At 46.8% G+C, this 1,174-nt stretch carries 1 protein-coding gene; it reads left to right on the forward strand.

The window, feature by feature from the left end; translation table 11 throughout:
* Positions 1 to 1,174, forward strand: a 1,174-nt coding sequence (locus A3751_RS14435) for a class I tRNA ligase family protein (protein WP_156492482.1), incomplete at both ends; no start/stop codon positions are given.

Here is a 1,174-nt window from a genome sequence, read left to right on the forward strand (position 1 = left end):
CACATGGTTCTCTTCCGCTCTTTGGACATTCGGTACCCTAGGCTGGCCAGAAGCGACAGAACGCCTCAAAACATTCCACCCTACCGATGTTTTGGTGACGGGCTTTGATATCATCTTTTTCTGGGTAGCGCGCATGATCATGATGACCATGCACTTTATGAAGGATGAAGATGGACAACCGCAAGTTCCGTTTAAGTACGTCTACGTAACTGGACTGATTCGAGATGAGAATGGCGATAAGATGTCCAAGTCAAAAGGCAATGTTCTTGATCCCTTAGACATGATTGATGGCATCGACCTTGAATCCCTTGTTAGCAAGCGCACAGGTAACATGATGCAGCCACAGCTTGCGCAAAAAATCGAAAAGCGCACGCGTAAGGCCTTTGCAGACGGAATATCGGCGCATGGCACCGATGCCTTACGCTTCACGCTCTACTCTCTCGCTTCAACCGGACGCGATATCAACTGGGATATGAAGCGTTTAGAAGGCTACAGAAATTTCTGCAACAAAATTTGGAATGCGGCGCGTTACGTTTTAATGAACGTCGAAGGTCAAGACTGTGCTACCGATCATAATAATTATGAGCTTTCCATTGCTGACCGCTGGATCATCTCGAGACTACAGCAAACCGAAGCAAGCATTGATAAGTCAATAAGCGAATTCCGTCTTGACCATGCATCCCACACTCTCTACGACTTTATTTGGAGCGATTACTGTGACTGGTATCTAGAGCTTGCCAAGCCTGCACTAAATGATGCCAACAGCTCTGCTGAGCAACTTGCAGGAACACGCAGAACCTTGGTACGCGTACTCGAGACCATTTTACGACTAGCGCACCCCTTCATGCCGTATATCACTGAAGAAATTTGGCAAAAAATAGCGCCTTTAGCTGCGAAGTCGGGTGCAACCATCATGACCCAAAGCTACCCCGTTAGCGATGAAAGCAAAATAGATGAATCGATCCTTGCAGACGTTGAATGGCTAAAAGACGTAATTATTGGCGTCAGAAACATTCGCGGCGAAATGGACATCTCTCCAGCGAAAGCAATCCCTGCATTACTGCACAATGGAGATAACAGCGACAAACTTCGCTTCGAGAAAAACGCCAATTTAATCAAGGCATTAGCCAAACTCGACTCCCTAGTGTGGGTTGACTCTGATGATCTACCAATG

The sequence above is a fragment of the Oleiphilus sp. HI0080 genome (assembly GCF_001635135.1).